This window comes from Pseudomonas sp. 58 R 12, from assembly GCF_900005865.1.
Taxonomy (GTDB): Bacteria; Pseudomonadota; Gammaproteobacteria; order Pseudomonadales; family Pseudomonadaceae; genus Aquipseudomonas; species Aquipseudomonas tritici.
In genome coordinates this window covers 226,078-251,670 of the sequence record NZ_CVTP01000008.1, presented here as the reverse complement: position 1 = coordinate 251,670, position 25,593 = coordinate 226,078, and the positions used below count along the sequence as shown (strand labels likewise).

The following is a 25,593-nucleotide window of genomic DNA, read 5'->3' as shown; positions in this document are numbered from 1 at the left end:
CCTGTCAAATGGTTTATATTGGTTAGCTAAGTGTTCTTTGTAACTACCCGGATGAATTAATAGCGGTTACGATAGAAGCGCGCCCAAGAGGATTGAACATGACCACCCACGCAGCCCTGGAACCCTATGTCCTTGCCGATCACCCGGTACTGGACATGCTCAACACCCGCGCCAACGTCGACGGCGAGCCCTTCGAGTTCTGGCAGGCTGACGCCGATGTTGCGCGCTGGTTGGTCCGCTTGGGCTGGGTCGAGGAGGGTGCGACGCCTGCGTTCGAGGACGGGGCGTTACTGGCAACGGCGAAGACGCTGCGGGAAGTGATCCGGGCCTTGCTGGAGGCACGCAAGGCGGGCGAGCAAGCTGATCCGGCGGCGCTCAATGGCTTTTTGCGCAAGGCCGTCAGCCATCCACAGCTGTCCTGGCCGGCACCGGGTGAATTGCAGTTGGTGCGTGAGCGCAAACTGCAAACGCCGGAACAGTTTCTTTCGCCGATCGCCGAAGCCGCCGCTACCTTGCTCGTGGATGCAGATTTCAACCTGATCCGCACCTGCGAACACCCTGAATGCGTGCTGTGGTTCTACGACCGTACCAAAGCGCATAAGCGTCGCTGGTGCAGCATGGCGCTGTGTGGCAACCGTCATAAAGTCGCCGAGTTCCGCAAGCGCAAGCAGGGTTAGATTTTGCTCTCACGCTCCAGCAGCTGCTGCTTGCGCTCCACGCCCCAGCGATAGCCCGAGAGGTCGCCATTGCTGCGCACTACGCGGTGGCAAGGGATTGCAACCGCGAGGCTGTTAGCGCCACAGGCCTGGGCCACTGCGCGGAACGACTTAGGCGCACCGATCCGCGCTGCAATCTGCGCGTAGCTGGCCGTGCTCCCCGGAGGGATATCGCGCAAGGCTTGCCATACGCGCTCCTGAAACGCGGTACCACGCAGATCCAGCGGCAAGTCCAGGCCAAGCGCGGGCGCTTCGATAAACCCCACGACCTGGGCGACCAGCTGTTCGAAGTGCGGGTCGGCGCCCACCAGCTCGGCTTTGGGAAATTGATCCTGCAGATCACGCGCCAACCGGTCCGGGTCATCTCCGAGCAAAATCGCACACACCACGGGCACTTTGCGCCACCAGGATTGCACCCAGCGAGCATTGCCCGATGGCAAACAGGATCGCAGTGTTAGTGCCGCCGGCTTTGTAGTCGCTGGGCTTCATGCCAAGCAATTGATCTGCGGATTCATAAAAGCGGCTGTTGGAGTTGAAGCCTGCGTCATACAGCGCATCGGTCACCGAGTGCGGGCCCCTGAGGCCATCGCGCACTTTGCGTGAACGATGGGCGCTGGCGTAGCCCTTGGGGGTCAGGCAGGTGACGGCTTTGAACACGCGGTGAAAATGGAAGGGGCTCAGCTTGGCTTGCGTGGCCAGCGTGTTCAGGCTGGGCGGGGTGTCGGCCTGTTCGATATGCCGGCAGGCGTCGGCCACCCGTTGTGCATGGTGTGCTGCCAGTTGCGTCTGGTCGCCGGCAGCGCGTTTGCTGGCGCGATAACCCGCCGCTTCGGCCTGTGCAGCCGTGTCGAAGAACTCGATATTTTCCGGGCGTGGCAAGCGCGAAGCGCTGCTCGGGCGACAGTACACGCCGGTGGTCTTCACACCATAGACGAACAGCGCATCGGCTTTGGGATCACGGGCCAGAATGGCGGCCCAGCGGGGGTCTTGTTCGGTGGTCATGGTCGGCACTCTTGACGGGTCCTGGCCAGATTAGTCGTGCCGTGAACACCTGGCACTCTGAAGCTTGCGGTCAAATCAGCCGGCAGTGCGAAAGGTGAGATTGATGCGTTGCGCGCCCATGACCGGGTGCACGCCTTCCTTGATCGGCATCACCCCATGAAAACGCAAGCGGTCCACGCCGCCCCACACCACCACGTCGCCATGGAACAGCGAGACTTTCTGGGGCTTGTCACTGCGCTCGTGCCCGCCAAACAGAAAAATCGCCGGCAACCCAAAAGAGACCGACACCACCGGTTCGCTGTAGCGGCGCTCATCTTTGTCCTGGTGCAGGGCCATTTTCGCGCCGGGTACATAACGGTTGATCAGGCAGGCGTCGGGCGCAAAGTTGAGAAAGCCGGCTTCTGCCGCTGCCAACACGGCCAATTGGCGCAAGGCGTCCGGCATCTGCGGCCATGGCTGAAGGTTGCGCGGGTCCAATGGCGAGTAGCGATAGCCCGAGGCATCAGTGGTCCAGCCCAGATCGCCGCAACTGCTCAATGCAGCCGACATGGTAAAGCCACCAGGTGTCACCATGTGCCGAAACGGTGATTGAGCCAGCACCCGTCGCAGTTCCGGCAGAAGACGCTCAACCCAGGGCAGGGCGTAGCCTCTTAGCACGTAGGACTGTTCGCCAATTTGCTCGCGCCCTGCGGGTTGCTGCAAGGCGTCATCGGCGAACAGATCAGTCGTGAGGCCAGGCATCGACTTACAGTGCCTTGCTCACGTTGATGTCGGTGATTTCATCACTGGCATCGTGAATTTTCGCCAGGGCTTGCTTGGCTTCTTCTACGCTGTTGGTGTGCAGTTGAGCGAACTCAAAGCGGCGTTCGCCGTTGAGCTTGTATTTGATTACGTACTTGGTGGTAGCGGTCACGGCTATTTCCTATTGACTGTTCGGATCAGCTCAGTTTGGTGCTGGTGCGACGCACAATGCGAATCTTGTGGGACAGCGCGGGTTTGCGGGTCACGCTGATTGCGCGGCGCGTGACCACGTCCAGGGTGATGTTCCAGAACCCGGTGCTCGGTGCGGTGATTTTGGCAGGGAACGTGTCGAAGGCGCCGCCGTGGTAGGTGTGGCGACCGCCGTTCTTGAAGCTGCGAAAATTCGCGTCGCTCATCAGACGGATATTACAAGTCTGCGAGCATTCGATGACGACAATGTCTCCCTCGTTGAGGTGCTCGCGCTGGTGGATGAATTTCATGGGGGTGTCTCCAGAAGGGCTTTTTCTGAAAAATCAGAACGATACGTAGGTTAAGATGGAGTTTATCAGCCCCAGCACGTTTATTATCGGGTCGTCTTCAACGACATCGACAATTTAAAACAGTTATTTACCGAGTTATCAGGGATAAATCCTACTTGGGCGGGAGAAATTTACCATCCCCGCTGTCGTAGGCTCTTTATCGGAGGTTTTATATGAAGTGGAGTGTGTTGGTTCTGGCCCTGGCGATTGGTGGGTGTGCTTCGGTTGCAGATATCAAGCAGACGCCGCCGACCTTGGCGGTCATTTCCGGGAAAAAACCACAGGAATACGCCGCGTGCGTGGTACAGAAATTGTCGGCGACTCGCCGGCCGCCGCAGATTGAACCGCGTAAGGAGGGGGGTATGCAGGTGATTGTGCCGCAGAAGTTTTCCGCCGACCCTTCGGCAATTTTCGAAATTGATGAACGTTCCAGTGGTAGCAGCATCAAGCTCTACGAGAGCATGTCCAATGTGCCGATCCGTCCGGGTGACGTGAAAAAAGCTGGCGAAGAGTGCATCTCCGGCTGATATAGCCCGTTTCACCCTGTTACTTCTAATCCGATAAAAAGCCTGGTCCCACCATCGTGGTGCCAGGCTTTTTGTTGGGCCCGATTTGGGAATTGTCGCGACGGGATCATCCCCCCTAGCCTTTTTAGGTTTATGCCATAAGCGCCTAAGCCTATAACTATAAAAATGGAGTCGTGATGATGTCGCTGAATCGGGTACTGATGGGGCCAATCTCAACGGCCAAACCGTAGAAGGCGTGCTGAACGGGCAAGGCATCCGTTAAACTGTTGTCCGATCAATGCAAAAATGTCGCGCAAACCCTCGGTTTGTGCGGCATTTGTCTATTTCGGGAAGTCATTCATGAAGCGTGAACACGTCAGCGCTCGCCAGGCCGAAGGCCAGATATCGGCGACTCACATCATCCAGAATCCGGCCGACCTGGGGGAGTGGATCGTATTCTTCAAGAAAAGCGGCGGCCGCAGTTTTTTCCTGGTGGATGATCAGGATGAAATCGAGTCGTTCGCGCGCCTGGATGACCTGGTAGAGACCATCCGCAGCCTGGGCATCAAGTTCGCCGATATTCAGTTGTAGGCGAAACGCTTACTTGCAGACCACCACCACACTGCGACTTTTGAAGTTGCCCACATCCTGCCCCAGGGTCTTGTCACTTTCCTTGAGCGAAGGCGTGCCCTCGGTGCCGACGATACGGTAGCCGGTGCCCGCACACGAGGCATCCGCCTTTTCGTAGCAACTGGCCCAGGAGTTGGCCTCGCCCGAACAGTCAATGGTCAGGCCTTGTTCGCCGTTTTTCAGGTAGACGTCAGAAGTGGTGGTGCAGCCGGCGAGCGCCAGTACCGCAGTCAGTGCCAGAATCTTGTTCATGAGTTGGGTCGTCGTCGAGGGTGTAGGAGGAGGGCGCTGACACTGTCGTGGGGCGTTGGTGCAGGATTATAGCGAACTGCCACCTGGTGCGCAGTCAAAGAATGTACTCCGCGACTGCGCACCCTTGGGTTGGGCATAAATGCCTTGGACTTCAGTGTCTGGCGCAGGTCATGGCACCCCCATCACGAGTACGCCGCTCCCGCTTATGGTTCCAGCGGCAGGCAACGAACCCGCTCGCCGTACCAAAGCAAACGTCACATCGTCGCCGCCGACACTGTTGGTGATCTGGGTCAGGAACTTACCGTTCACTTGCACGGCGGATCCCGCTCGCACAAGCGCCGTACCGACGTTCGGGTTGGTCATTACCAGCAGGCGTGTGTCAAACGACGACGGGTTGCCTTTGTACGTGATGGTGATCGGTGTGGTGATGCCGGCGTTCGGGCAGGAGTAGGTGAGCCTGCGGTTGCTGCGGATGGGCGTTGTGAGCGGGTCGGTACCAATTGCCCGCTGGTTTACGGTGCCGAAGTCTATATTGATCGGGTTGTTATTGTTGATCGTGCACGTTGACGGAGAGATGGAGAAATTGTTGGCCGCGGTATATGTCAGCGCAAGCGTTGAACTGCCGGAATTGTAGTTATTTGTCTGGTCGAGATTGAGCCGCCCCAGCACATCTCCGACTCGGATATCGATAGGGTTACTCGGATTGTTACGGACCAAAATGTAGGGGGTGACATTGACCGGTACACCGACGGAGTTGTTCAGCATGGTCGTCGTCCGGATACCATTTGGAATGGGGGTGTTGTAGAAACTGCCGTTGATCCGCAGCCCCGTGCCTTGGTTAGTGAATTTGGGTCCAGGCACCCAGGCGGGCCCGACTCTTGCCGACGTTGCCCAGTAGTCGGTATACCAGGGCTGGCTACCGCCGTAGTGGGAAAATCGACATTCCAGCCTGACCCCTTCGAGCATTATTCGGGTTTTGTCCGCACCCAGTTGGACGGTCACGGGGACCTGCAAGTTGAGTGTCCCGCCGGAGCCGACGAATATCCAAGGCCCACCATTCACGCGGCAATCGGTTGCATTCGCGGTTGAGGTCACGCCAATCAAGACGAGAAGCACCATGGCTGCATAAAGTCGTTTCATCTTTCTCTCTCGTTGCGCATCTCTCCAGGCAGTGCCCGGTGAACATTCAGTTCGGGGTGGCACTGGCGTCGGTTAGAGATGTGAGGTTTGTCCAGGGCTGTTATGGATAGTCCAGCGTAAAGGTCGAGGTCACCGTGTAGGCGCCAGGCCCGATCGTCTGATCCCTGATCGCATTTGGCTCGCCTTTTACATAAGCCTTGAGTTCAATCACATTGCTGCCATTGCTCAGTACCTGTTCATCACTGGGGGTATTGAGGGGCAAAGGCTTGTCGTCCGGCGTCTCTATGCCAACGCCGATACCGGCAGCAATACTTCCGCCATCCAGGGCGAACAACCCAGGCAGCGCCATGTTTTCTCTACCGCCCAGGGTGATGGTCACTGTCTTGCCAATTGCGGTGTCGCACGCCTCCAGGTGCAATCTGAACCCCTTACCCTGCGTGCGGGTGTTGATGTAGAGGTGCTTACTGGTCACGTCCCAAAGTTCGAGCGCGATGGCCTCGTCGCCAGGGCGGATCGTGCAGGCCTGTTCAACCAGATTGCCCTTGAACCTCAGGTTATCCACGGCATGCCCCGTGGGAATGAGGCCGAAGCAAAGCAGGAGTGCCAACCCAGCGTGGGGCCGGCGCTCATGAACCCTTTGATATGGCATACGCCCGACTCCTATTGGTATTCGGCCAGCAATGTGGCCACTGCCGTAAACCGTGCGGGGGCAAGGACTGCGCCCGGCCGTTGCACAGGGAGCACTTCCAGTACCGGCGGCGACGAGAGGGTGATATCCAGTGGCGTGTTGAGTTGAAACGGCACATTGTTCTGGAACAAGCGGATACCCAGTTCAGGCACACTGCTCTGCACCGCCGATGCGTCAAACGTCGTTGCTGTACCGTTAACGCTCAACTTCAGGAGCCAGGGCATCGTGGTCGCGCCGCAACTGATGGTGTAGCCAACGCCTTTGCGGTATCTCACACCATCGATCAGCTTGGTGCCGATATCCCCGAAATCGACTTCAATCGTGCTGCCCGCGTCAATCGTGCAGGGGGGCGGCTCGTTGAGCGTTCCGCTGAACGTCAAGTTCGCCGACGCAGCACTGCAAAGGCTGATGCAACACAAGGCGAGCAACGCGTGGCGTGGCCTGAATGTCATTGATCGTTTCTCTTTATTGATAAGCGGCTTCATTGGTAATCGATCACCAGGGTGGCGGCTGCATCAAATGCCCCCCCGGTCAGTTGGCTGCCCGCGCGTTTGACAGGTACCGCCTGCACAGCCGGAAAATTCGGGTAGGTAAAATTCACCACAGTATTCAATGGCCAGTCACTGCCATTGACGAGCAGCTTGACGCCGAGGTCAGTTTTGCGGGTTACCAGCACACGGCTGTCAAACGCAGCACCCGTGCCCCTGAGCTGAAGGGTCAGCGCATTGCTGAAGGGGGAGTCGCAGGTGACGGTATAAGGCACATTTTTACGATAGTTAACGCCGTCAATCCGGGACGTCAGCAGGTCATTGCCAAAAGGCACATCCAGCGTGTTGCCCCCATTAATCACACAGGGTGGCGGCGCGATGATCACCGCGCGGATGGTCAGGTTGGTGTTGGCCTGCACACTGAGGCTGACGGCCCAAAGCAGGCCGCCCATGATAAGAATGGCCCGCGAGCCGGTTGTCCTAGCCATCGTTATGCCCTTACTCATAATTGAGCCTGAAATCCACCACGGCCCGAAAGGCGCCACTGGTCAGCGAGGCGGAGGTGCGCGTCGGCCTGACAGTCCAGACCTGGGTGTTACTGCCCAAGGGCAGGAACAAGGGTTCACCCCTGAAACCCAGTTGCACATCTCGTCCCAGTGCATCGGTCAAGTGCAGGCCCATGCCGGAAACGCCTTGAACCTTGACCAGGCGTGGATCATCGGCATCAGCCGGCGCCAGAAACGTCACCGACAACACCGGTTGGAAAGCACTCCAGGCCAGGTTTCCCGTACGTTCGCTGCGGATGCTGCCGGCCGTGCGATGGCAATCGGTAAACCGCACCTCGAAGGCCACCGGCCTTGCCTGGTCTCCTGGCCGTTGCAGTTGACTGGCTGACACTGCACCCAGGTCGATCGTTTGATGAAGCGATGTCATTTCCAGGTTGCAGGGCGTTTCATGCATCGTCCCGGAAATATTCAACATTCCATTCATCCCTTCGACGTCTGCCGCCTGGGCGCTTTGCAACAAGGCCAGTAGCAGGCCGCCCAAGACCTTCATTTGCTGCGACTTCATGACGTTCTCCGGCAGCGGGCGCTACTCATTAGGCGCGTTGACTTTGCACGTGTTGCCACTGCAGGTGAAGGCGAGCAGCGGACGTCCACCGTAGTCGTTGACGTAGGACAAATAAGGCGTGGTGCCGAGCGCGGCGGCGGTGGGGCCCAAGGTCAGCGCGCCTTTGGGTGGCACCATCTGTGGCTCGAAGCCCGCCACGGTTTTGCCGTCCTTGGTGCTGCGCGCATCCACCAGGGTCACGTAGTACGGCGTGGGGTTATTCACCGTGTATCGCTCGCCTTCGAGGGTCAGGGTGAGCTTTTCCTGCCAGGGGTTGGACAAGTCTTGTTGGCTTGGGGTAATGGCTTGGGGCCGGTAGAACAACTTGATGCGGGTCTGCAGCGCAATTTGCAGGGTATTGGCCTTGTCGGTGCGTGGCGGAATTTCCCTCAAATTGAAGTAGAAAACCGTTTCGCGATCCTGTGGCAGCGAATTTGCAGCGGGCAACGCCTGTACCTTGACCTGGCTTTGCTTGCCCGGCTCAAGACGTTGAACCGGCGGCAACACGATCAGGGGCGAGGTGATCTTTTTTCCCTCTTCATCTTCCAGCCAGCCCTGGGCCAGATACGGCAGTTGGGTATTGTTGTTGGTGATGTTGACGCTGGTGGCATTTTTTCCTCCATCAAAAATCACGCGGGTACGGTCCAGGCCGACAGCGGCGTTGGCACACGGGCTCAAGCCTACGGCCAGCAATGTGAGGGCGGGGAGTGAGAGACGAATGTTCATGAGGATGTGTTCTCCGTTTCGATGCTGTTGTCGGTCAGCGCTGCTGGATCGGGCGAGGTCTGTTCACTGGCGACCGTCCGGCAGCCCAGTTGCAGGGTGTCGGTCAAGCCATCGGCGGGTAAGGTGTCGGGGAGGGTGAGCACGCATTGTTCGGCGCCGCCCCAGCTCACGGTCATTTGCGCGCCGGCCTGGATACCGCTGAGGTAGACCGCGCCGCCATCATTCACAATGCCGGTGTCCTGCTGCCGCGCATTCTTCACCGTCGCGCCGAACGGCGGCGTGCTGCCATCCGCCAGACGCACAACCGCCATGGCTTTTTCGCCGGCAATCACGTCCAGGCTGCGGTATCCGATGGCGCCCTCGGTGAGGGTCAACTGGGCAACGGACTGCGTGGCTTCGACGTTCACCGGCAGGCTTTCCAGGTCGACACTGGCCGCTGTGCGCTGATAGCTGCTGATATCGGAAATAACGGCTTTGCCGAAGGCATTGCTGCGTGTTGGGGTGCCGTAGCCTCGCACCGGCACATCGGGTACGCCTGCGGTGTCGACCATCAGGCGGGTGCCGCCAGTGCTGTTGGTGCGATGCAGTGCCCCTCCGTGAGGCGTCAGCGTGCCACCACCCCGTGCGGAAACGCTGAGGCTGGCGTACCTGCCTTCTTGTTGGCTGGCTGCCAGATCGATATCTGCCTGATCTCCAACATGGCTCAGGTACCCACTGGCCGCTTTATCGCCGACGCTGAGCTGGTAGCTGTTACGTTCATCGAGGCGATCACTGTAGCGCGTGGATAACGCGTTCTTACCTGCGGTTCGACTGGCGTCCAGGGCCAGTGTGCCGGTGCGGCCCAGGGGCAGACTGACCGACAACGTCACGCCGTTATCCTTATAGTTGTAGTCAAGCGTACGGTATACATTCAGGGACGCACTCATATTCTTGATACTGCCCACATTGAAATAACGTGCTGCTGATAAGTTCCAGCGCTGCGTCGCGGGCCGTGCCCAATAAGTTTGTTTGTTGTAGCTTGCATACACGGTGGCGCCCAAGTCACGGAACTGCTTATTAACGGTCGCCGTGTACAGTGCCTTGCTGTCGCCAATGGGTTTCCAACTACTGTCGCGCTCGTTACGCCCGGAAAGTTCGCCGTTCAATCCATAATGGCGAGCATCCAGGTACTCGCTCATGCTTAAGTAATTCCTTTCGGAAAAGCGATAACCTGCAAAAGTAATCTGGCTGTCGTACTGTTCAAAGTGCTTGGAGTATTGAAGGCGGTAGGATTTACCCGCCAATGTTTGATTCCATAGCGTGGCGTGGGACTGAGTGGCATCCAGCGAGACCGCACCGAACATCAACAAGTCACGCCCAACGCCCACAGACAATGCGTGGTAGTTGTTATCCGTTATTGCGCCGCCATACAGCGACCAGCCATTACTGACACCCCACGAGAACTCGCCGCTGCCAAAAAAATCGCCATCGGCGTTGTAATGAAGATTCGATGGGCGGCCAGCCGCCAGTTTGTAGCGCACCTGGCCAGGGCGGGTCAGGTAAGGAACACCGGCGGTATCCATCTGGAAGCTATGCACTGAGCCATCCTGTTCCTCCACCCGCACATCCAGCCTGCCACTGACGGCGTCATTGAGGTCCTGGATCCGAAAGGGGCCTGCCGCCACTAGCGTTTCATAGAGCACACGCCCTTGCTGGCTGATGATGACCCTGGCGTTGGTTTTAGCCACTCCGACAACTTCCGGTGCGTAACCACGCAGGTTGGGAGGTAACTGGCTTTCGTCCGAGTTGAGCGCGGCGCCGGTATACCGGAAGCTGTCAAACAGGTCCGAATACAGGTAGTCCTCGCCAACGATAAGGCGCGCCTTCAGTGCCGGGATGGCGCGATAAGCGTAATAACGACTCCACTCCAGCTTCGGCTGGTTGGATGCATTTTCGCGGTCTCTGTCGACGCGCCCCTGCCAATCCGCCCGCAGCCGCCAAGCGCCGGCGTTAGCTCCCAGCGTGCCGTTGCCGGAGAAATTGTTTCTCGCCTGCTCATGCTTTTGGTAGGTGGACTGGGCCGTTACGTTGTAGTCCATCAGCAGCCCGGGCACCCCATCATCCCAGCGCGAGGGGGGATCCCAATTGATGGTGCTGTATTCAAGGTAGGCTTGGGGGAGGTTGATGTTCAGCGTAGAGGTCGCCAGATCTCCGCTGACCTCCATGCCTGGCAAGCTTTGAATATCCAGGCATTCGCCGCCTCTCCACCACAAGCGCTCTGCGTCTCCAGACGCTTTCAGGCCCAGTTGCTCGACAATATCGGACGATAAGCAGGCCTGGCTGCCTTTGGGGTCGTTATCGGGGGGGTAAAATGCCACCGACTGCTCAGCGATCGGCTGGCTGTTGAGCTGCACGACCATGGCGTAGGTGCCCGGCAGGATAAATCCGCTGCGCGCAAACTGGGACAAGTCAATATTGGTGCGATCACTGAGATCAAGCACGTCGGTATTAAACTCGATATCCCCGGCGCCCAATGCAGTCCCGGCGAGCGACATAACCCCGCCGAAGAAACCTGGACGCAACGCATGTTTGATTTTCGACGCATTCAACATGAAGGCAATCCATCACTGTTCAAAAGTATTCCAACTCAAACCGCACAGCGGCAAGATGAGCGCCCGGCACCAAAGGCAGTCCGTTGCCGACTAGACGAAGCGTGTAGTCGAGTGTCATGTCGCCTTCCTTTAATGGGTGTAAGCCCATTGGCACACCTGGGACACTTTCCTGACCTGCTGAATCCCAGATATGAAACGCGACGCCTTGCGAATCACCGAAAGCCGTGAAAGAGCGACCTTCTCTATCGCGAGCGCCGTCAAACGTGACGCGCAGGTGCTGCCAGTCGGGCAGGGTTTCACCGGGGCGCGACGGGTCAGGGCGAGTTAATGAGCAATTGACCAGGCGCAACTGGAAGGGGTGAGGTGCGCCTACGGTATTGCGCAACAGGCGACCGATGGGTTCGGGAGGCATCTCGATGGATTGATCGGCGCTGGCCAATTCCAGCCCGCACGCAGAGTCAATGACCTCTCCATTTAACGTGACGATGCCATCGCCTTGGGTGGGTACCTGCCCGGCAACGCCTGGACTGATGAACATCGTCAGAGAAGAGGCGAGTGCGACGCTTATGAATGTTTTCACCGTTATCTCCCATCAGATTCCCCCGCCACTGAGGTGGCGGGGGAAGCGCTTACTGATAAGCCAGGGTGAAATTGGTGACGGCGCTGAAATCACCTGGGACGATGTCACCCGTGGCGCCACCTTTTACATAAGCGCCGAACTCCAGCGTGTTGTCCCCGGCCACAATCCCTTGAGGCGTGGTGGGAACACCCAGTTCAACGGGGGTGTTGCCGTGGGTCATCATGATGCCGATGTTGCCGGCGCCGCCGACGGTGCCGATTCCGCCTGGAACGGCAGAAGACGGCGCGGCGGTGAAGGTCGTGGTCACGGTGTTATCCGTAAGACCCGTCAGGTCACAGCCTTCCAGTTTAATCAGCACGCTCCGAGGGTTGGAGGAACCGCCCGCTTGCAGTTGATGCTTGGCAATCGCCCCTAGGGGAATGGTCTGGTCGACTGATTCAGGTTTGATGGAGCAGGCACCCGAGTGGACTGATCCGGTAAACGTAATTGTTCCATCTGCCGCCTGGGCACCGGACATCGAGCCGACCAACAGCCCAATAGACAACAGCGCAGTTTTCATTTCATTTTTCATCAGCAAAGACCCATCTATAAGTAACCGTCACAAAGAAACCCTGCAGGCAGGCGTGGACCCACCGTCGCGTCTTAATCTAAAACGTGCGGGGCACTCAGTTCGGCGCTGATCGCATTGCAGATAAAGTATCGGATCTTCCAATTACTTGTATTGCAAATGGCGGCTACGCTCGAACTTGGGCCATTGTCAGGCTTGTGTTAAAAGAATTAAATCGCCTAATTCGCTTAGTTGCGTAGCCTTATCATATGACCGCTTGTAAGAGGGGTATGGCATTTTGCCAAAAATCAATAATTGCCTGTAAGACATTAACTACAAACAGTTTTGGATGGGTTTTTAGTTGTTATCAGGGCTGTAAGAATAGGATTACAGGATCATTGGTGCAACACTGTCCAGTGTCGCTTTGTTACTGCGCAACAACCCTTATAGGTGCCCACAAAAAAGCCCCGTACAACGGGGCTTCATGCGCAGCGCAGCGGAACTTACTTGCCTTTCGGCCGTTTGCTCGACGCGTGACCCGCTTCATCCACAAATACTTCGGCTACCGCAATCGCTTGGCTTTCGGTGGCGAAGGCCCCGGCGACACTGTCGCCGTGGAAATTGATCAGGTGCCAACCGTCCGCTCGCTGCGTGATCAGGTAGCCGTTTACGCCTTTGGGTTCTGACATCTATCAATCTCGTCGTGTGGTTCAAGGGCGTAATGATAGCGCCAAATGTTGCAGGGCCGGGCAAGTTATTCTAGGTCAGTGTCCTGATCGCAAAAGCATGCTAAAAAGGATGCAGCCCATAGAAACACTGAGGTGCAGGCGTTTTTTGCCGTGTCGGTGGAGACCCTCTTCACAAGACCAGCGGAACTTACGCTGACATTTTTTCTCTATGATGACATCGCAACGCCAGCAGGACCCATTGTAAGGTGCCTGCGGCCTCATTAGACTGCGCCGAATTCCGTACGCACAGCCCTTTGTAAGGACCCATATGATCAAGAAATGCTTGTTCCCAGCAGCCGGTTACGGCACTCGCTTCTTGCCAGCGACCAAGGCCATGCCCAAAGAGATGCTGCCGGTGGTGAACAAGCCACTGATTCAGTACGGCGTCGAAGAGGCACTGGATGCCGGTCTGAACGAAATCTCCATTGTGACCGGCCGTGGTAAGCGCGCGCTGGAAGATCACTTCGACATCAGCTACGAGCTGGAAAACCAGATCAAAGGCACCGACAAAGAGAAATACCTGGTCGGCATCCGCAAGCTGCTGGACGAGTGCTCGTTCTCCTACACCCGTCAGACTCAGATGAAAGGCCTCGGCCACGCTATCCTGACCGGTCGCCCGCTGATCGGTGACGAACCGTTCGCTGTGGTACTGGCGGATGACCTGTGTGTGAACCTCGACGGCGACGGCGTGCTGACCCAAATGGTCAAGCTGTACCAGAAATACCGTTGCACCATTGTTGCGGTCATGGAAGTCGATCCATCGCAAACCAACAAATACGGCGTGATTGCCGGTGACGACATTGGCGACGGCCTGATCCGCGTTCGTGACATGGTCGAGAAGCCAGCCCCTGAAGATGCGCCGTCGAACCTGGCGATCATCGGTCGTTACATCCTGACGCCGGACATCTTCAAACTGATCGAAGAAACGGAGCCAGGTAAAGGCGGCGAGATCCAGATCACTGACGCCCTGATGAAGCAAGCCAAAGATGGTTGCGTGATCGCCTACAAATTCAAAGGCCAGCGTTTTGACTGCGGCGGCGCTGAAGGCTATATCGAAGCGACCAACTTCTGCTTTGAGCACTTCTACAAGACCGGCAAGGCTTACTGATCCACGTTAGCCCGTCTGTTGTAAGAGAAAGCCACCTTCGGGTGGCTTTTTCGTTTTTCAGCCCCATCTAAGTCGGTATGCTGATGTCCTGCCGAGGAGAGTGAAATGGCCTACGATTTTGACCTGTATGTAATTGGCGCCGGTTCCGGCGGTGTTCGCGCAGCGCGTTTTGCCGCTGGCTTTGGTGCCAAGGTGGCCGTGGCGGAAAGCCGCTACCTGGGTGGTACTTGCGTCAACGTCGGCTGCGTGCCGAAAAAACTGTTGGTGTACGGCGCACATTTTTCCGAAAATTTCGAGCAGGCCAGCGGGTTTGGCTGGTCCTTGGGGGAAGCGAACTTTGATTGGGCGACCCTGATCGCCAATAAAGACCGTGAAATCAACCGCCTGAACGGCATCTACCGCAACCTGCTGGTCAACAGCGGCGTGACCCTGCATGAGGGGCATGCGCGCCTGGTTGATCCGCATCAGGTGGAAATCAACGGTGAGCGCTTTACCGCCAAACACATTCTGATCGCCACCGGTGGCTGGCCGCAGATTCCGGAGATTCCAGGGCGTGAACACGCGATTGGCTCCAATGAGGCGTTTTTCCTCAAAGCGTTGCCTAAGCGCGTGCTGGTGGTTGGCGGGGGTTATATCGCGGTTGAATTCGCTGGGATTTTCCACGGCTTGGGCGCCCAGACCTCGTTGCTGTATCGCGGTGACCTGTTCCTGCGCGGCTTCGACGGTTCGGTGCGCACGCACCTGAAGGACGAGTTGACCAAGCGCGGCCTGGACCTGCAATTCAATGCCGACATCGAGCGCATCGACAAACAAGCGGATGGCAGCCTCAAAGCCACGCTGAAAGACGGTCGCGTGCTGGAGGCTGACTGCGTGTTCTACGCCACAGGTCGGCGTCCGATGCTGGACAATCTGGGGCTGGAAAACACCGGGGTCAAACTCGACAAGCGCGGTTTCGTTGAAGTGGATGATCTGTACCAGACCGCCGAAGCGTCGATCCTGGCCATCGGCGACGTGATCGGGCGCGTGCAACTGACACCGGTTGCCCTGGCCGAAGGCATGGCCGTGGCGCGGCGCCTGTTCAAGCCGGAGCAATATCGCCCTGTGGATTACGCGATGATCCCGACCGCGGTATTCAGCCTGCCAAACATCGGCACGGTTGGCCTGAGCGAAGAAGAAGCGAAAGAGAAGGGCCATAAGGTGCAGGTCTTCGAAAGCCGTTTCCGGCCGATGAAGTTGACCCTGACCGAATGTCAGGAAAAGACCCTGATGAAGTTAGTGGTCGACGCCGACACCGACAAGGTGCTGGGTTGTCACATGGTCGGCCCGGATGCCGGTGAGATCGTCCAGGGCCTGGCGATTGCGCTCAAGGCGGGAGCGACCAAGCAACATTTCGATGAGACCATCGGCGTGCATCCCACGGCGGCGGAAGAGTTCGTCACCATGCGCACGCCTGTGGCGAACTGATCAAGCCTCGGGTGTTGCCTCTGGCGCCGTTGCAATGGCGGCGGCCAGGCGCAATGCCTCGATGCTCGCCTGGGCCTTGATCAGGTCCAGTTCCAAGGTTTTGTTGGTGTGCTGGTGTTCGGTCAACGCTTCCTGGCGTGATTGGCTCTCCAGCACGGCAACCCGCAGACGCTCCTGAAGCAGGGTGCGTTCGCTTTCAATCAGGCTTACCTGCTCGCTCAGATGGAGCTGCTGAGCCTGGTCTTTGCGCGATTGTTCTTGCAGCGCAGCCAGCTCCTTCGCGGTCACGCGATGTTCGATCAACAGTCGCTCATTGTCGCGATGCAGTTGGGTGATCTCATCCTGGCGCACCATCGCGCTCTGCTGGGCCTGGCGCAATTCGGCCTGTACCTGTTGCAGCTGCCCTTCGTGGCGGCGCTGTTCCTGTTCGCGCTGTTCCTTGATCGCATTGCGGTAATGCTCCAGGGCATCGCGGGCGTGCAGGTGCTTTTCTTCCAGCGAACGAATCTGTTCGTCCTTGTCGTTGATCCGTAGCTCGTAATCGCTGCACGCCTGGCTCAGCCCGGCGTTACGGGTTTGCTCGGTCTGCAGGCTGGTGCTGGCCGTTTGCAGCGCTGCGCTTTCTTCTGCCAGGGCCGCGGATTGGATATCGAATTGTTGCTTGAGTTGGCTGTGAGCCTCCTCAAGGTCTTCGATCTGGGCGAGCAGGGCGGCTTTCTGCTGCTCGAATTGCGCCAGGGCCAGATCGATTGGCTCCTGGGCTTTCTCCTTCAGGCGTTGAGCCAGCCGCGCCACCAGCTCGCCAAGCTCATCGTCGATCGGCGCTTCGGTGATGGTGAGGCGGGTTTCGCTCTCGTCCAGCTCCTTTAAATACCGATGAATCGTGGTTTTAGAGCCCGTGTTACCCATTTCGATACGCACCGCGTCGATGCTGGGGTTTTCGCCGCGGGCGATGATCGCCAGGCGTGCCGTTTGAACTACTGCTTTATTGATGCCGCCGCGAGCCATGGGGTCTCCGTCGATTTAGTACCGTGGTACGTAGTATGTATTTACGTACTATATCATGCATTAAAACTTGTTGAAAATCATGAATTAACAGATGGGATATTGGCGTATTATCCCGTGTCATCAGCGTTTTATCCGCGAAAACACCTGCCAGCAGTACGAATAGGCCTTCTATGAGCGATCTCGATCGTTATCTCAACGCCGCCACCCGCGACAACACGCGACGCAGTTATCGCGCCGCTATCGAGCACTTTGAAGTGAGTTGGGGCGGGTTCCTGCCTGCGACCAGCGACAGCGTGGCGCGCTACCTGGTCGCTCACGCAGGCGTGTTGGCCGTCAACACCTTGAAGCTGCGCCTGTCGGCGTTGGCGCAATGGCATACGAGCCAGGGGTTTCCCGACCCGACCAAAGCACCGGTGGTGCGCAAGGTGCTCAAGGGCATTCGTGCCGTGCACCCAGCGCAGGAGAAGCAAGCCGAGCCGTTGCAGCTCAAGCATTTGGAACAGGTGGTTGCTTCGCTTGAGGTCGACGCGAAAGAGGCAGCCCAGGCACAGGATCAGCCCCGGTTGCTGCGTGCCAAGCGGGATACTGCGCTGATTCTGTTGGGTTTCTGGCGTGGCTTTCGCAGCGATGAGCTGTGTCGCCTCGATATTGAGCATGTGCAGGCCACACCGGGTACCGGCATTAGCCTTTATCTACCGCGCAGCAAAAGCGACCGCGACAACCTCGGCAAGACTTATCACACCCCGGCGCTGCTGCGTTTGTGCCCGGTGCAAGCCTACAGTGAATGGCTCAGTGCCTCGGCCCTGGTGCGTGGCTCGGTGTTTCGCGGCATTGATCGCTGGGGCAACCTCGGGGCGGAGGGGTTGCACCCCAACAGCGTGATTCCATTGTTGCGCCAGGCGCTGGAACGCGCCGGCATCCCCGCCGAGCAATACACCAGCCACTCATTGCGCCGAGGCTTTGCCACGTGGGCGCATCGCAGTGGCTGGGATTTGAAGTCGTTGATGAGTTACGTCGGCTGGAGCGACATGAAATCTGCCATGCGCTATGTTGAAGCGACGCCCTTTCTAGGCATGACTTTGGCGACGCAACCGCTGCTTTGAGATTTCTTCTATTAATACAGTCACCTGATAGGGAAAACCAATCGTCAGCATGAGGTTTGCCAATGAGCCATCGTCAGAGAGAGTCGGTAGGATTCACTTCATCAACTTACTAAGCCCTTCTACAAACCCTGACGGAGAGTCAACGATGCCTATCATCAACAGCCAAGTAAAACCGTTCAAAGCGACCGCCTACAAAAACGGCAACTTCGTCGATGTGACCGACGCTGACCTGAAAGGCAAATGGTCCGTTGTGTTCTTCTACCCAGCCGACTTCACCTTCGTTTGCCCAACCGAACTGGAAGACCTGGCTGACAACTACGCCGAATTCCAGAAGCTGGGCGTCGAGATCTACAGCGTTTCCACCGACACCCACTTTGCCCACGCTGCCTGGCACAACACTTCGCCAGCCATCGGCAAAATCCAGTACACCATGATCGGCGACCCAACCCTGACCATCTCCCGCAACTTCGACGTACTGATCGAAGAAGCTGGCCTGGCAGACCGCGGTACGTTCGTGATCAACCCAGAAGGTCAGATCAAGATCGTTGAGCTGAACGACGGTGGTGTTGGCCGTGACGCTTCCGAGCTGCTGCGCAAAATCAAAGCCGCTCAGTACGTAGCTGCCCACCCAGGCGAAGTGTGCCCAGCCAAGTGGAAAGAAGGCGAGGCCACTTTGGCTCCGTCCCTGGACCTGGTCGGCAAGATCTAAGTCTGTGAAGCCTCAAGGGCGGTATTCCGCACCTACCCAGTAAGCTGCAACCGCCCTCAAAAACGCCCGGGCGAGATTCGCTCGGGCGTTTTTTTATACCCAGAATTCAAGGAAATCGCCCGTATGTTGGACGCCAATCTTAAAGCTCAGTTGAAGTCATACCTGGAGCGGGTCACCCAGCCGATCGAGATCGTTGCCTCTCTCGACGACGGTGCGAAATCCCAGGAAATGCTTGCCCTTCTTCAGGACGTCGTCAGCCTCACTACGCTGATTACCCTGAAAACCGATGGCGATGATGCGCGTAAGCCTTCGTTCTCCATCAACCGCCCGGGTGCCGAGATCAGCCTGCGTTTCGCCGGTATCCCCATGGGCCATGAATTCACTTCGTTGGTGTTGGCCCTGCTGCAAGTCGGTGGCCACCCGTCGAAGGCCAGTGTCGAAGTGATTGAACAGATTCGCGCCCTTAAAGGCGAGTTCAGCTTCGAGACGTACTTCTCGCTGTCGTGCCAGAACTGCCCGGACGTGGTCCAGGCGCTGAACCTGATGGCTGTGCTTAACCCGAACATCCGCCACGTCGCTATCGACGGCGCGTTGTTCCAGGCTGAAGTCGACGAGCGCCAGGTCATGGCAGTGCCGAGCGTGTACCTCAATGGTGTGAACTTCGGCCAGGGCCGCATGGGCCTGGAAGAGATCCTCGCCAAGCTCGACACCAGCGGTATCGAAAAGGCCGCCGAGAAAATCAGCGCCAAAGACGCCTTTGACGTCCTTGTCGTCGGCGGTGGCCCGGCCGGTTCTGCGGCTGCGATCTACGCCGCACGTAAAGGCATTCGTACCGGCGTGGCGGCTGAGCGTTTTGGTGGGCAGGTGCTGGACACCATGTCCATCGAGAACTTTATCTCGGTACAGGAAACCGAAGGCCCGAAACTGGCCAGCGCCCTGGAAGCCCACGTGCGTCAGTACGACGTGGACATCATGAACCTGCAGCGTGCCAGCAGCCTGATCCCTGCGAAAAACGCCGGTGAGTTGCACGAGATTCGCTTCGAAAGCGGTGCGACGCTCAAGTCCAAAACCGTGATCCTGGCCACCGGTGCTCGCTGGCGGGAAATGGGTGTGCCGGGCGAGCAGGAATACAAGGCTAAAGGCGTGTGTTTCTGCCCACACTGCGATGGCCCGTTGTTCAAGGGCAAGCGTGTGGCAGTGATCGGCGGCGGTAACTCCGGCGTTGAAGCGGCCATCGACTTGGCCGGGATCGTCAGCCACGTCACCTTGCTTGAGTTCGACAGCAAGTTGCGCGCCGACGCTGTGTTGCAGCGCAAGCTTTACAGCCTGCCGAACGTTGACGTGATCACCAGTGCACTGACCAGTGAAGTGAAAGGCGATGGCCAGAAAGTCACCGGCTTGGCGTACAAGGATCGCGACAGCGGCGAGTTTAAGACTATCGACCTCGAAGGTATCTTCGTGCAGATCGGCTTGCTGCCCAACACCGATTGGCTCAAAGGCACTGTCGAGCTGACGCCTCGCGGCGAGATCATCGTCGATGCGCGTGGCGAGACTTCATTGCCAGGTGTGTTTGCTGCCGGCGACGTCACGACTGTGCCCTACAAGCAGATTGTGATCGCAGTGGGCGAGGGCGCCAAAGCTTCACTGAGTGCTTTCGATCACTTGATCCGTACTTCCGCGCCGGCGTAAATCCCGGGCCGGAAATGAAAAACCCCATGAGCGATCATGGGGTTTTTTTGTTTACATCGGCGCTGGCTGAATGATCTCAACCCAGTACGCATCCGGGTCCTTGATGAATGCCAGGCTTTTCATGCGGCCATCGCTCAGGCGCTTCTGGAAGTCACAGCCCAGGGCTTCGAAACGCTCACAGGCCGCGACGATATCCGGTACCGAGATGCAGATGTGGCCAAAGCCACGCGGGTCGGTGTTGCCGTTGTGGTAGGCGAAGTCGGCGTCGTTTTCGGTGCCGTGGTTGTGAGTCAGCTCCAGGATACCTGGGATCGACTTCATCCACTGGGTACGTTCGGCAGCGTCGGCCGGGATCTGGGATTTGTCCACCAGGGCCAGGAAGTACAGGCTGAATTCGGCTTCCGGGAAGTCGCGTTTCTCAACCAGCGAAAAGCCCAGGACGCGCGTGTAGAAGTCCAGCGACTGGGTGATGTCCTTGACCCGCAGCATGGTGTGGTTGAACACGAAGTTCGTGGTGGCGGTGTCAGGTTGGGCAGTGACGCCCGGGAAAGTGTTCAGTTCGTGCAGGCTCATGGGCCCTCCAGAAAAAATGGGGCAAACGCGGCTCTAAGATGTGAGCAGGTCCTTGGCTTGCGGCTGGCATCCTTGCAGCCAGGGCATGATACGCAAGGCCTGCGCCGCGCGCCAAATGAAAAAGGCCACACAGGCCTTGCGACCAGTGGGGCAGGGCCTCAAACTTTGGCGCTTGAACCTTGGGTGTTTTTCGCAATGATCGAACTTCGTAAACCGTTGTTGAGCGCTGTGTGTTTGCTGTTGGGCAGTCCTTTCGTATTGGCGGCCGACCCTGAGATTCATTGGCCCAGCGGCTGGCAAATCGAAGAGGTGACGCCCGATGGCGACGCGCCCGGTAAACCTCAGCCTGTCTCTCGGCAACGGGCGATCAAGAACGATGAAAACGGCGCGACCTTGATGGTCATGGAGTTGACCGGCACGCCGATTGAGGCGGGGCACAAGGTTAATCTTCAAGGTGTACTGCTGGAGATGCGCAAGTCGATTCAGAAAGATTTTGCCCAGGGCGGTTATCAAAGTGTGTGCAGCAAGATGCGCCCTACAACATTGAGCCGTCTTGATGCGCTGGAAACTACCTGTGTGATAACCGAAAACGGGCGTCACGTGCTTTCGCAAACATTGGTCGGGGCGGTTGATGCCGATAAGGCGTATGTTTTTTCATACGCGGGGCAGGCGAATGCATACGAGGCAAGCAAGGACGAAGTCAGTTCGGTGCGCGATAGCCTGAAACTTTAAGTATGTAATGCCCATCGATTATGAACATGATGAAACGTTATTTAAGTTCGATTTCGAACCGTTGAAATAAAAAAGCCCCGCATAAGCGGGGCTCTTTGTTAGTGCGGTGTGATCAGCCGCGCAGCCAGGAATCTACAGTGGTGGCGCCGTACTGTTCTTTCCAGGCCTTGAGGCCACGGTGGTTCCCGCCTTTAGTTTCGATCAGCTCACCGGTGTGTGGGTTCTGGTAAACCTTGACCACGCGTGCACGGCGCTGTTTTGGTGCGGTAGCGGCAGCAGCGCTGGACTTGCCAGGGTTTGGATCAAGGATGGAAATGATGTCGCGCAGGCCTTTGCCATAGGTCTTCATCAGGGCTTGAAGCTTTTCTTCGAATTCGATTTCTTTCTTCAGGCCGGCGTCGTTCTTCAGGGATTCCAGCTGGGCAAGCTGCTCTTGAAGGGCCTTTTCTGCTGCGCGAAATTCGGCGAGTCTGGACAAAATCTGTACTCCAATAATGGTGTTGGCTGATATCAACTGCAGACAAAGCTATAAACCAAGCGCTTTAAGGCGACCCAAGAAAGAAGTCGTCCTGCGAATTCTGCACAGGCAGGAAAAATTGTAGTAGTTAATCCGCTGCGAGTAAATCATGTCTTTTGTCTAAATAACATTATTTCAGGGCATAGAGTGTGTGGCTATTCAATGGCTGGCTAGGGATTTAATAAATTCATCGCAGGGCAAAGGCCTTCCGAACAGATAGCCCTGCAGGAAATCCACACCTTGACTGGCTAGATAATCACACTGTTGAGCGGTTTCCACACCCTCTGCAACGATGCCCAGGTCGAGCTTGCCAGACAGTTCTATAATGCTGTCCAGAATATGCCGTGATAGTGCATCGGCGCCGATCATGGCGACAAAACTCTGGTCGATCTTCAAGTAGTCGACATTGAAGTTGCGCAAGTAACCCAGGCTGGAATGACCGGTGCCAAAGTCGTCGATGGCAATCATCACGCCCAGTTCATGCAGCGCGTCGAACAAGCGCCGGGTGATATCGCTGGGCTCGATCAACTCACGTTCGGTCAGTTCCAGCACCAGCGTCACTTGGCCCACGGGGAAGGCGGCGAGAAACTCCCGACAGTCATTCACCAGCGCCAGGTCCTGGCAATGGCGTGCGGTGATATTTACGCCGATATGAAAGCCAGGGCTGAAGCGCGCGGCGTGCGGCGACAGTTGCGCGGCGGTCTGGCGCAACAGGGCGCGGGTCATCGGCACAATCAGGCCCGAATGCTCGGCCAGGGGGATGAACAGGTCAGGACGCACCAGACCTTCCTTCGGGTGTTGCCAGCGCATCAAAACTTCGCAGCCGGCCCACTCGCGCGTATCGCCGCGCACCACTGGCTGGAAATACGGAATGAATTCATTGGCGCCCAGCGCCCGTTGCAGTTCCTGGGTCGGCGCTGAAGAGCGCTTTTGCAGCCAATGCGCCAATACGCCCGCCAGCACGCCAAAGAACACCACCAGGCTGAACAACGCCGCATACCGGGCCTGCATGTACCGCCACACTTCACCTGCCGGCATGCCAGCGGTGACGCTGTAGTGATAGCGATCGGATACCAGCTGATGATGCGCCACCGCAAAAACGGGTGTGGCGGTGTTAAGCACCTTGCCATCAGCCCCTAGCCAATTTGGGCCAACTTGCAGGACCAGGTAGGCGTAACGGCTGATCAAGCGCAGCGCGTTGGTCAGGTGATAGCCATCAATCGACGCAAAAGCGGCCTTGTCGCCGTCGACCAACCGGTAAACCAGTAGAGCGGTATCCGGCGTCACCGGGTTGCCATTCATCAACCATAAGCGGCCGTCGACGTAGTCATCCGGGTTGACCGGTGACGCGTAGTTATCGCCAAACAGCGAGCTGCAATAGATATTTTTCTGCCAGGACAAGGTGGTCGCGCGCACAAACGGCCGACGCGTGACCTGTTCGCGCAGGGCCAACTGTGCACTGTTGTCACAAGGTTGCCCCGCCAAAGGCAGCAAGGCCTGGGCGGCGAGTGCGGTGTTATCGAGCATCAAGTCGAATTGGCGCACGGCTTCCTGGGCTGTCTGGGCGGTGCTTTGCTGCAGGGTGCGTTCGGCTTGCCAGTGCAGGATGACCAGCCCGAGTGCAATCGGCAGCAAGGCACTCAAGGATGTGATCAAGTAACGCGTGGCGCGTTTTCGCGGGCCGTTGATGGTCAGGGGCATGAAGTAAACGGCCTGTTGCCTGTGTCAGATTCAATCGATGATAGTTGGCTTGGCCCAAATACGCTCGCCGTACCTAGCCGTTTGGCCAGTAGCCAGCGCTACAGTTCCAGGCCTTGGGCAATGCGGATAAAGGCGAGGGTTGCGGGGGAAGACTGGCGCCGGTCCAGTACCGCCAGGCCCACTTGGCGTGGCACACGCGGTGACAGCGCGCGCTGCACATAACGCGGGTCGCACCCAGCCGGCAAGGAGGCTTGTGCCACCACGCTCACGGCCTCACCCCGGCTGACGGTTTCCAGCGTGCTCAGCAACTGTGAGCAGCGATAGCGCACGTTTGGCGTCAGCCGCGCCTCGTTGAACAGCCGCACCACCAGCTCAGTGGAGCCGGCCTCAGTCAGGGCGAAGGGTTCGCTGCACAAGTCCTTGAGGCTGACCTGTTCGCACGCGGCCAGATGATGGTCTGCGGGCAGCAGCGCAACCATCTGGTCCTCGAACAGGGCGAAGGTGTCGAAGCGTTCCTGTTCCAGCACCACAAAGCCAATATCGATACGACGCTCGTCGAGCCATTGGATAACCTGCCTGTCCGGCCCTTCGTCCACATGCACTTCAATGCCAGGGTAATCCAGGTGGAACTGGCTGAGGATCTTCGGCAGCAGGTGATTCGAGGCCGTCGGGCCAAAGGAACCGATGCGCAGCGTCCCGCGTTTCATGCCCCGCGCATCCGCCGCTTCCTGTTGCAAGGTGTTCGCCAGGCCAAGCATTGCCCGGGCGCGCCCGAGCAATTGCGCGCCAATATCACTGAGTTCCACCTGAGCCTGGTGACGCCTGAACAATGCCACGCCCAGTTCCTGTTCCAGACCCTTGATTGCATGGGACACCGCCGACTGGCTGATACCCAGGCGGTGGGCCGCGCTGGTAAAACCGTGCAGCTCGGCCACTTGGGAGAATATTTCGAGTTGGGTCAGGGTCATGAGTAATCACTCATTTTACGATGACGATGTATTACCAGAAGAATGGGCCAACCCTCAAGTCATTAGAGCCTCAGCCTGTGCATTTGCCCTCGGATCGCATCACGTATATGAAGTTGGCTGCCGTCACCATGATTTGGGGCGGTACCTTCGTGGCCGGTCGCTACCTCAGTGCGGCGATCGACCCTTTGCTCGCGGCCAGCCTGCGGTTTCTGCTAGCCAGCCTGGCATTGCTGGCGTTCATGGGGCTGGCGCGCATCCCACTGGCCCGTCCAAGCCCCAGGCAAATGGCACAACTGGTGATGCTGGGTTTTTTCGGCATCTTTTTCTACAACCTGTGTTTCTTCTACGGGTTGCAGTACATCAATGCGTCGCGGGCTTCATTGATCGTGGCGTTGAACCCGGCAGTGATCGGCCTGGCGTCCTGGTGGTTATTCAAGGATCGCCTGAACACCAGCAAAATCCTGGGTATCGCGTTATGCCTGACGGGCGCCGCCCTGGTCATCGTCAGTCGCAACCCCCAGGTGCTGAGCGAAGCAACCAACACTTGGCGTGGGGATTTACTGATCGTCGGGTGCGTAGTGGGATGGAGCGTCTACTCGCTGTTTTCCCGTGGATTGAACCAGCGCCTCGGGCCGCTGCAGACGGTGACTTGGTCGATATTGATGGGCACCGTGATGCTCACCGCAACCACGCTGATCATGGGCCGCTTCTCGGTCGAGGCGATTGGCAGCCTGCATGCCCCGCAAGTACTGAGCCTGGTGTACCTGGGCGTTTTGGGGTCGGCGCTGGCCTATATCGGCTATTACGATGGCATCCGCCAAATCGGCGCGACACGTTCCGGCGTATTTATCGCGCTCAACCCGCTAACCGCCGTGATCTCTGGCGCTTTGCTGTTGGGCGAGCCGTTGACTGCGCCGATGCTGGCCGGTGGCGCGGTGATCCTGCTCGGCATCTACCTGTGCAATAAACCCCTTGCACGTGCCAGGGCATTGGGGATTTGATAAGAGTACGGACAAATACGGTTACGCTGTGTAGAA

Annotated in this window: 29 protein-coding genes and 1 pseudogene; 10 read left to right on the top strand and 20 right to left on the bottom strand. The window is 57.9% G+C overall.

Features of this window, described 5'->3' with window-relative positions; genetic code table 11:
• Positions 1–98 precede the first annotated feature (98 nt).
• A complete protein-coding gene (locus BFP95_RS04610; protein ID WP_065873030.1) occupies positions 99–677 on the top strand; it encodes a CGNR zinc finger domain-containing protein in 579 nt (192 codons plus the stop codon).
• Here BFP95_RS04610 and ada read toward each other — a convergent pair.
• The 4 genes and pseudogenes from ada to BFP95_RS04595 form a co-directional block, all read right to left on the bottom strand.
• Positions 674–1,718 (bottom strand): annotated as a pseudogene (ada, locus tag BFP95_RS04605) (bifunctional DNA-binding transcriptional regulator/O6-methylguanine-DNA methyltransferase Ada). The gene BFP95_RS04610 and the pseudogene ada overlap by 4 nt on opposite strands.
• 75 nt (positions 1,719–1,793) lie before the next feature.
• The gene (gene alkB, locus BFP95_RS04600) at positions 1,794–2,459 is read right to left on the bottom strand and encodes a DNA oxidative demethylase AlkB (protein WP_065873032.1); all 666 of its coding nucleotides are present in this window, start codon (positions 2,457–2,459) and stop codon (positions 1,794–1,796) included.
• A gap of 4 nt (positions 2,460–2,463) precedes the next feature.
• Entirely contained in the window at positions 2,464–2,631 is a 168-nt protein-coding gene (locus BFP95_RS29755; RefSeq protein WP_098467678.1) for a hypothetical protein, read from the bottom strand.
• A 25-nt stretch (positions 2,632–2,656) separates the two neighbouring features.
• On the bottom strand, positions 2,657–2,959 hold the full coding sequence (locus tag BFP95_RS04595) for a DUF1883 domain-containing protein (RefSeq protein ID WP_027606593.1): 303 nt from the start codon (positions 2,957–2,959) through the stop codon (positions 2,657–2,659).
• Between the two features lie 212 nt (positions 2,960–3,171).
• Between BFP95_RS04595 and BFP95_RS04590 the strand changes: the two genes are divergently transcribed.
• Both BFP95_RS04590 and BFP95_RS04585 read left to right on the top strand, forming a co-directional pair.
• On the top strand, positions 3,172–3,525 hold the full coding sequence (locus BFP95_RS04590) for a hypothetical protein (RefSeq protein ID WP_065873033.1): 354 nt from the start codon (positions 3,172–3,174) through the stop codon (positions 3,523–3,525).
• A 339-nt stretch (positions 3,526–3,864) separates the two neighbouring features.
• Positions 3,865–4,095, top strand: coding sequence for a hypothetical protein (locus tag BFP95_RS04585; RefSeq protein WP_065873034.1), 231 nt, complete (start codon positions 3,865–3,867; stop codon positions 4,093–4,095).
• 9 nt (positions 4,096–4,104) lie between these two features.
• Here BFP95_RS04585 and BFP95_RS04580 read toward each other — a convergent pair whose 3' ends face one another.
• The 11 genes from BFP95_RS04580 to BFP95_RS04530 form a co-directional block, all read right to left on the bottom strand.
• Entirely contained in the window at positions 4,105–4,386 is a 282-nt protein-coding gene (locus BFP95_RS04580) for a hypothetical protein (RefSeq protein ID WP_065873035.1), read from the bottom strand.
• A gap of 168 nt (positions 4,387–4,554) precedes the next feature.
• Entirely contained in the window at positions 4,555–5,526 is a 972-nt protein-coding gene (locus tag BFP95_RS04575) for a fimbrial protein (RefSeq protein WP_065909374.1), read from the bottom strand.
• 100 nt (positions 5,527–5,626) lie between these two features.
• On the bottom strand, positions 5,627–6,175 hold the full coding sequence (locus BFP95_RS04570) for a fimbrial protein (RefSeq protein WP_065873037.1): 549 nt from the start codon (positions 6,173–6,175) through the stop codon (positions 5,627–5,629).
• 11 nt (positions 6,176–6,186) lie between these two features.
• On the bottom strand, positions 6,187–6,666 hold the full coding sequence (locus BFP95_RS04565; protein WP_065909372.1) for a fimbrial protein: 480 nt from the start codon (positions 6,664–6,666) through the stop codon (positions 6,187–6,189).
• 29 nt (positions 6,667–6,695) lie between these two features.
• A complete protein-coding gene (locus BFP95_RS04560) occupies positions 6,696–7,190 on the bottom strand; it encodes a fimbrial protein (protein WP_065873039.1) in 495 nt (164 codons plus the stop codon).
• Positions 7,191–7,200: 10 nt separating this feature from the next.
• Positions 7,201–7,773 (bottom strand): fimbrial protein, encoded by a 573-nt coding sequence (locus BFP95_RS04555; RefSeq protein ID WP_065909370.1) that lies wholly within the window; start codon positions 7,771–7,773, stop codon positions 7,201–7,203.
• Between the two features lie 21 nt (positions 7,774–7,794).
• Positions 7,795–8,538: a fimbria/pilus periplasmic chaperone gene (locus BFP95_RS04550; protein WP_139113194.1), complete on the bottom strand. Its 744-nt coding sequence runs from the start codon at positions 8,536–8,538 to the stop codon at positions 7,795–7,797.
• Positions 8,535–11,129, bottom strand: a complete 2,595-nt coding sequence (locus BFP95_RS04545) for an outer membrane usher protein (protein ID WP_175405970.1) — start codon at positions 11,127–11,129, stop codon at positions 8,535–8,537. The genes BFP95_RS04550 and BFP95_RS04545 overlap by 4 nt, the downstream gene beginning before the upstream one ends.
• A 19-nt stretch (positions 11,130–11,148) precedes the next feature.
• Entirely contained in the window at positions 11,149–11,709 is a 561-nt protein-coding gene (locus BFP95_RS04540) for a fimbrial protein (protein ID WP_065880547.1), read from the bottom strand.
• Positions 11,710–11,758: 49 nt separating this feature from the next.
• Complete coding sequence (locus BFP95_RS04535) at positions 11,759–12,280, bottom strand: fimbrial protein (RefSeq protein WP_225930629.1); 522 nt, start codon at positions 12,278–12,280, stop codon at positions 11,759–11,761.
• A gap of 479 nt (positions 12,281–12,759) precedes the next feature.
• Complete coding sequence (locus tag BFP95_RS04530; protein ID WP_049713265.1) at positions 12,760–12,945, bottom strand: hypothetical protein; 186 nt, start codon at positions 12,943–12,945, stop codon at positions 12,760–12,762.
• Between the two features lie 307 nt (positions 12,946–13,252).
• Here BFP95_RS04530 and galU point away from each other — a divergent pair, with 307 nt between their 5' ends.
• Both galU and gorA read left to right on the top strand, forming a co-directional pair.
• On the top strand, positions 13,253–14,092 hold the full coding sequence (gene galU, locus BFP95_RS04525; protein WP_046068218.1) for a UTP--glucose-1-phosphate uridylyltransferase GalU: 840 nt from the start codon (positions 13,253–13,255) through the stop codon (positions 14,090–14,092).
• 105 nt (positions 14,093–14,197) lie between these two features.
• The gene (gorA, locus tag BFP95_RS04520) at positions 14,198–15,556 is read left to right on the top strand and encodes a glutathione-disulfide reductase (RefSeq protein ID WP_065909368.1); all 1,359 of its coding nucleotides are present in this window, start codon (positions 14,198–14,200) and stop codon (positions 15,554–15,556) included.
• Here gorA and BFP95_RS04515 read toward each other — a convergent pair whose 3' ends face one another.
• The gene (locus BFP95_RS04515) at positions 15,557–16,564 is read right to left on the bottom strand and encodes a DNA-binding protein (protein WP_065873044.1); all 1,008 of its coding nucleotides are present in this window, start codon (positions 16,562–16,564) and stop codon (positions 15,557–15,559) included.
• Positions 16,565–16,734: 170 nt separating this feature from the next.
• Between BFP95_RS04515 and BFP95_RS04510 the strand changes: the two genes are divergently transcribed.
• The 3 genes from BFP95_RS04510 (at position 16,735) to ahpF (ending at position 20,065) form a co-directional block, all read left to right on the top strand.
• Positions 16,735–17,667, top strand: a complete 933-nt coding sequence (locus BFP95_RS04510) for a site-specific integrase (protein WP_065873045.1) — start codon at positions 16,735–16,737, stop codon at positions 17,665–17,667.
• A 145-nt stretch (positions 17,668–17,812) separates the two neighbouring features.
• Complete coding sequence (gene ahpC, locus BFP95_RS04505; protein ID WP_003173835.1) at positions 17,813–18,376, top strand: alkyl hydroperoxide reductase subunit C; 564 nt, start codon at positions 17,813–17,815, stop codon at positions 18,374–18,376.
• A 123-nt stretch (positions 18,377–18,499) separates the two neighbouring features.
• Positions 18,500–20,065: an alkyl hydroperoxide reductase subunit F gene (gene ahpF, locus BFP95_RS04500; protein ID WP_065873046.1), complete on the top strand. Its 1,566-nt coding sequence runs from the start codon at positions 18,500–18,502 to the stop codon at positions 20,063–20,065.
• A gap of 51 nt (positions 20,066–20,116) precedes the next feature.
• Here the strand turns inward: ahpF and gloA are convergent, their stop codons facing one another.
• Positions 20,117–20,638, bottom strand: a complete 522-nt coding sequence (gene gloA, locus BFP95_RS04495; protein ID WP_065873047.1) for a lactoylglutathione lyase — start codon at positions 20,636–20,638, stop codon at positions 20,117–20,119.
• 195 nt (positions 20,639–20,833) lie between these two features.
• Here gloA and BFP95_RS04490 point away from each other — a divergent pair, with 195 nt between their 5' ends.
• Positions 20,834–21,370, top strand: a complete 537-nt coding sequence (locus BFP95_RS04490) for a DUF4946 domain-containing protein (RefSeq protein WP_065873243.1) — start codon at positions 20,834–20,836, stop codon at positions 21,368–21,370.
• A 112-nt stretch (positions 21,371–21,482) separates the two neighbouring features.
• On the opposite strand, the gene BFP95_RS04485 is transcribed toward BFP95_RS04490, so the two are convergent.
• The 3 genes from BFP95_RS04485 to BFP95_RS04475 all read right to left on the bottom strand — a co-directional run bounded on the left by BFP95_RS04485 (position 21,483) and on the right by BFP95_RS04475 (position 24,556).
• On the bottom strand, positions 21,483–21,848 hold the full coding sequence (locus BFP95_RS04485; RefSeq protein ID WP_065873048.1) for a histone-like nucleoid-structuring protein, MvaT/MvaU family: 366 nt from the start codon (positions 21,846–21,848) through the stop codon (positions 21,483–21,485).
• Positions 21,849–22,046: 198 nt separating this feature from the next.
• Positions 22,047–23,588, bottom strand: coding sequence for an EAL domain-containing protein (locus BFP95_RS04480; RefSeq protein ID WP_065873049.1), 1,542 nt, complete (start codon positions 23,586–23,588; stop codon positions 22,047–22,049).
• A 98-nt stretch (positions 23,589–23,686) separates the two neighbouring features.
• Entirely contained in the window at positions 23,687–24,556 is an 870-nt protein-coding gene (locus tag BFP95_RS04475; protein WP_065873050.1) for a LysR family transcriptional regulator, read from the bottom strand.
• 107 nt (positions 24,557–24,663) lie between these two features.
• Here BFP95_RS04475 and BFP95_RS04470 point away from each other — a divergent pair, with 107 nt between their 5' ends.
• Positions 24,664–25,557 (top strand): DMT family transporter, encoded by an 894-nt coding sequence (locus BFP95_RS04470; RefSeq protein WP_065880541.1) that lies wholly within the window; start codon positions 24,664–24,666, stop codon positions 25,555–25,557.
• The last annotated feature ends 36 nt before the right edge of the window (positions 25,558–25,593 follow it).

What these genes read in the sequence shown, in the direction of transcription:
- BFP95_RS04610 (WP_065873030.1), top strand. Translation starts at nt 99, where the DNA reads ATGACCACCCACGCAGCCCTGGAACCCTATGTCCTTGCCGATCACCCG.
- alkB (WP_065873032.1), bottom strand. Translation starts at nt 2,459, where the DNA reads ATGCCTGGCCTCACGACTGATCTGTTCGCCGATGACGCCTTGCAGCAA.
- BFP95_RS04595 (WP_027606593.1), bottom strand. Translation starts at nt 2,959, where the DNA reads ATGAAATTCATCCACCAGCGCGAGCACCTCAACGAGGGAGACATTGTC.
- BFP95_RS04590 (WP_065873033.1), top strand. Translation starts at nt 3,172, where the DNA reads ATGAAGTGGAGTGTGTTGGTTCTGGCCCTGGCGATTGGTGGGTGTGCT.
- BFP95_RS04585 (WP_065873034.1), top strand. Translation starts at nt 3,865, where the DNA reads ATGAAGCGTGAACACGTCAGCGCTCGCCAGGCCGAAGGCCAGATATCG.
- BFP95_RS04580 (WP_065873035.1), bottom strand. Translation starts at nt 4,386, where the DNA reads ATGAACAAGATTCTGGCACTGACTGCGGTACTGGCGCTCGCCGGCTGC.
- BFP95_RS04575 (WP_065909374.1), bottom strand. Translation starts at nt 5,526, where the DNA reads ATGAAACGACTTTATGCAGCCATGGTGCTTCTCGTCTTGATTGGCGTG.
- BFP95_RS04570 (WP_065873037.1), bottom strand. Translation starts at nt 6,175, where the DNA reads ATGCCATATCAAAGGGTTCATGAGCGCCGGCCCCACGCTGGGTTGGCA.
- BFP95_RS04565 (WP_065909372.1), bottom strand. Translation starts at nt 6,666, where the DNA reads ATGACATTCAGGCCACGCCACGCGTTGCTCGCCTTGTGTTGCATCAGC.
- BFP95_RS04560 (WP_065873039.1), bottom strand. Translation starts at nt 7,190, where the DNA reads ATGGCTAGGACAACCGGCTCGCGGGCCATTCTTATCATGGGCGGCCTG.
- BFP95_RS04555 (WP_065909370.1), bottom strand. Translation starts at nt 7,773, where the DNA reads ATGAAGTCGCAGCAAATGAAGGTCTTGGGCGGCCTGCTACTGGCCTTG.
- BFP95_RS04550 (WP_139113194.1), bottom strand. Translation starts at nt 8,538, where the DNA reads ATGAACATTCGTCTCTCACTCCCCGCCCTCACATTGCTGGCCGTAGGC.
- BFP95_RS04545 (WP_175405970.1), bottom strand. Translation starts at nt 11,129, where the DNA reads ATGTTGAATGCGTCGAAAATCAAACATGCGTTGCGTCCAGGTTTCTTC.
- BFP95_RS04535 (WP_225930629.1), bottom strand. Translation starts at nt 12,280, where the DNA reads ATGAAAAATGAAATGAAAACTGCGCTGTTGTCTATTGGGCTGTTGGTC.
- BFP95_RS04530 (WP_049713265.1), bottom strand. Translation starts at nt 12,945, where the DNA reads ATGTCAGAACCCAAAGGCGTAAACGGCTACCTGATCACGCAGCGAGCG.
- galU (WP_046068218.1), top strand. Translation starts at nt 13,253, where the DNA reads ATGATCAAGAAATGCTTGTTCCCAGCAGCCGGTTACGGCACTCGCTTC.
- gorA (WP_065909368.1), top strand. Translation starts at nt 14,198, where the DNA reads ATGGCCTACGATTTTGACCTGTATGTAATTGGCGCCGGTTCCGGCGGT.
- BFP95_RS04515 (WP_065873044.1), bottom strand. Translation starts at nt 16,564, where the DNA reads ATGGCTCGCGGCGGCATCAATAAAGCAGTAGTTCAAACGGCACGCCTG.
- BFP95_RS04510 (WP_065873045.1), top strand. Translation starts at nt 16,735, where the DNA reads ATGAGCGATCTCGATCGTTATCTCAACGCCGCCACCCGCGACAACACG.
- ahpC (WP_003173835.1), top strand. Translation starts at nt 17,813, where the DNA reads ATGCCTATCATCAACAGCCAAGTAAAACCGTTCAAAGCGACCGCCTAC.
- ahpF (WP_065873046.1), top strand. Translation starts at nt 18,500, where the DNA reads ATGTTGGACGCCAATCTTAAAGCTCAGTTGAAGTCATACCTGGAGCGG.
- gloA (WP_065873047.1), bottom strand. Translation starts at nt 20,638, where the DNA reads ATGAGCCTGCACGAACTGAACACTTTCCCGGGCGTCACTGCCCAACCT.
- BFP95_RS04490 (WP_065873243.1), top strand. Translation starts at nt 20,834, where the DNA reads ATGATCGAACTTCGTAAACCGTTGTTGAGCGCTGTGTGTTTGCTGTTG.
- BFP95_RS04480 (WP_065873049.1), bottom strand. Translation starts at nt 23,588, where the DNA reads ATGCCCCTGACCATCAACGGCCCGCGAAAACGCGCCACGCGTTACTTG.
- BFP95_RS04475 (WP_065873050.1), bottom strand. Translation starts at nt 24,556, where the DNA reads ATGACCCTGACCCAACTCGAAATATTCTCCCAAGTGGCCGAGCTGCAC.
- BFP95_RS04470 (WP_065880541.1), top strand. Translation starts at nt 24,664, where the DNA reads ATGAAGTTGGCTGCCGTCACCATGATTTGGGGCGGTACCTTCGTGGCC.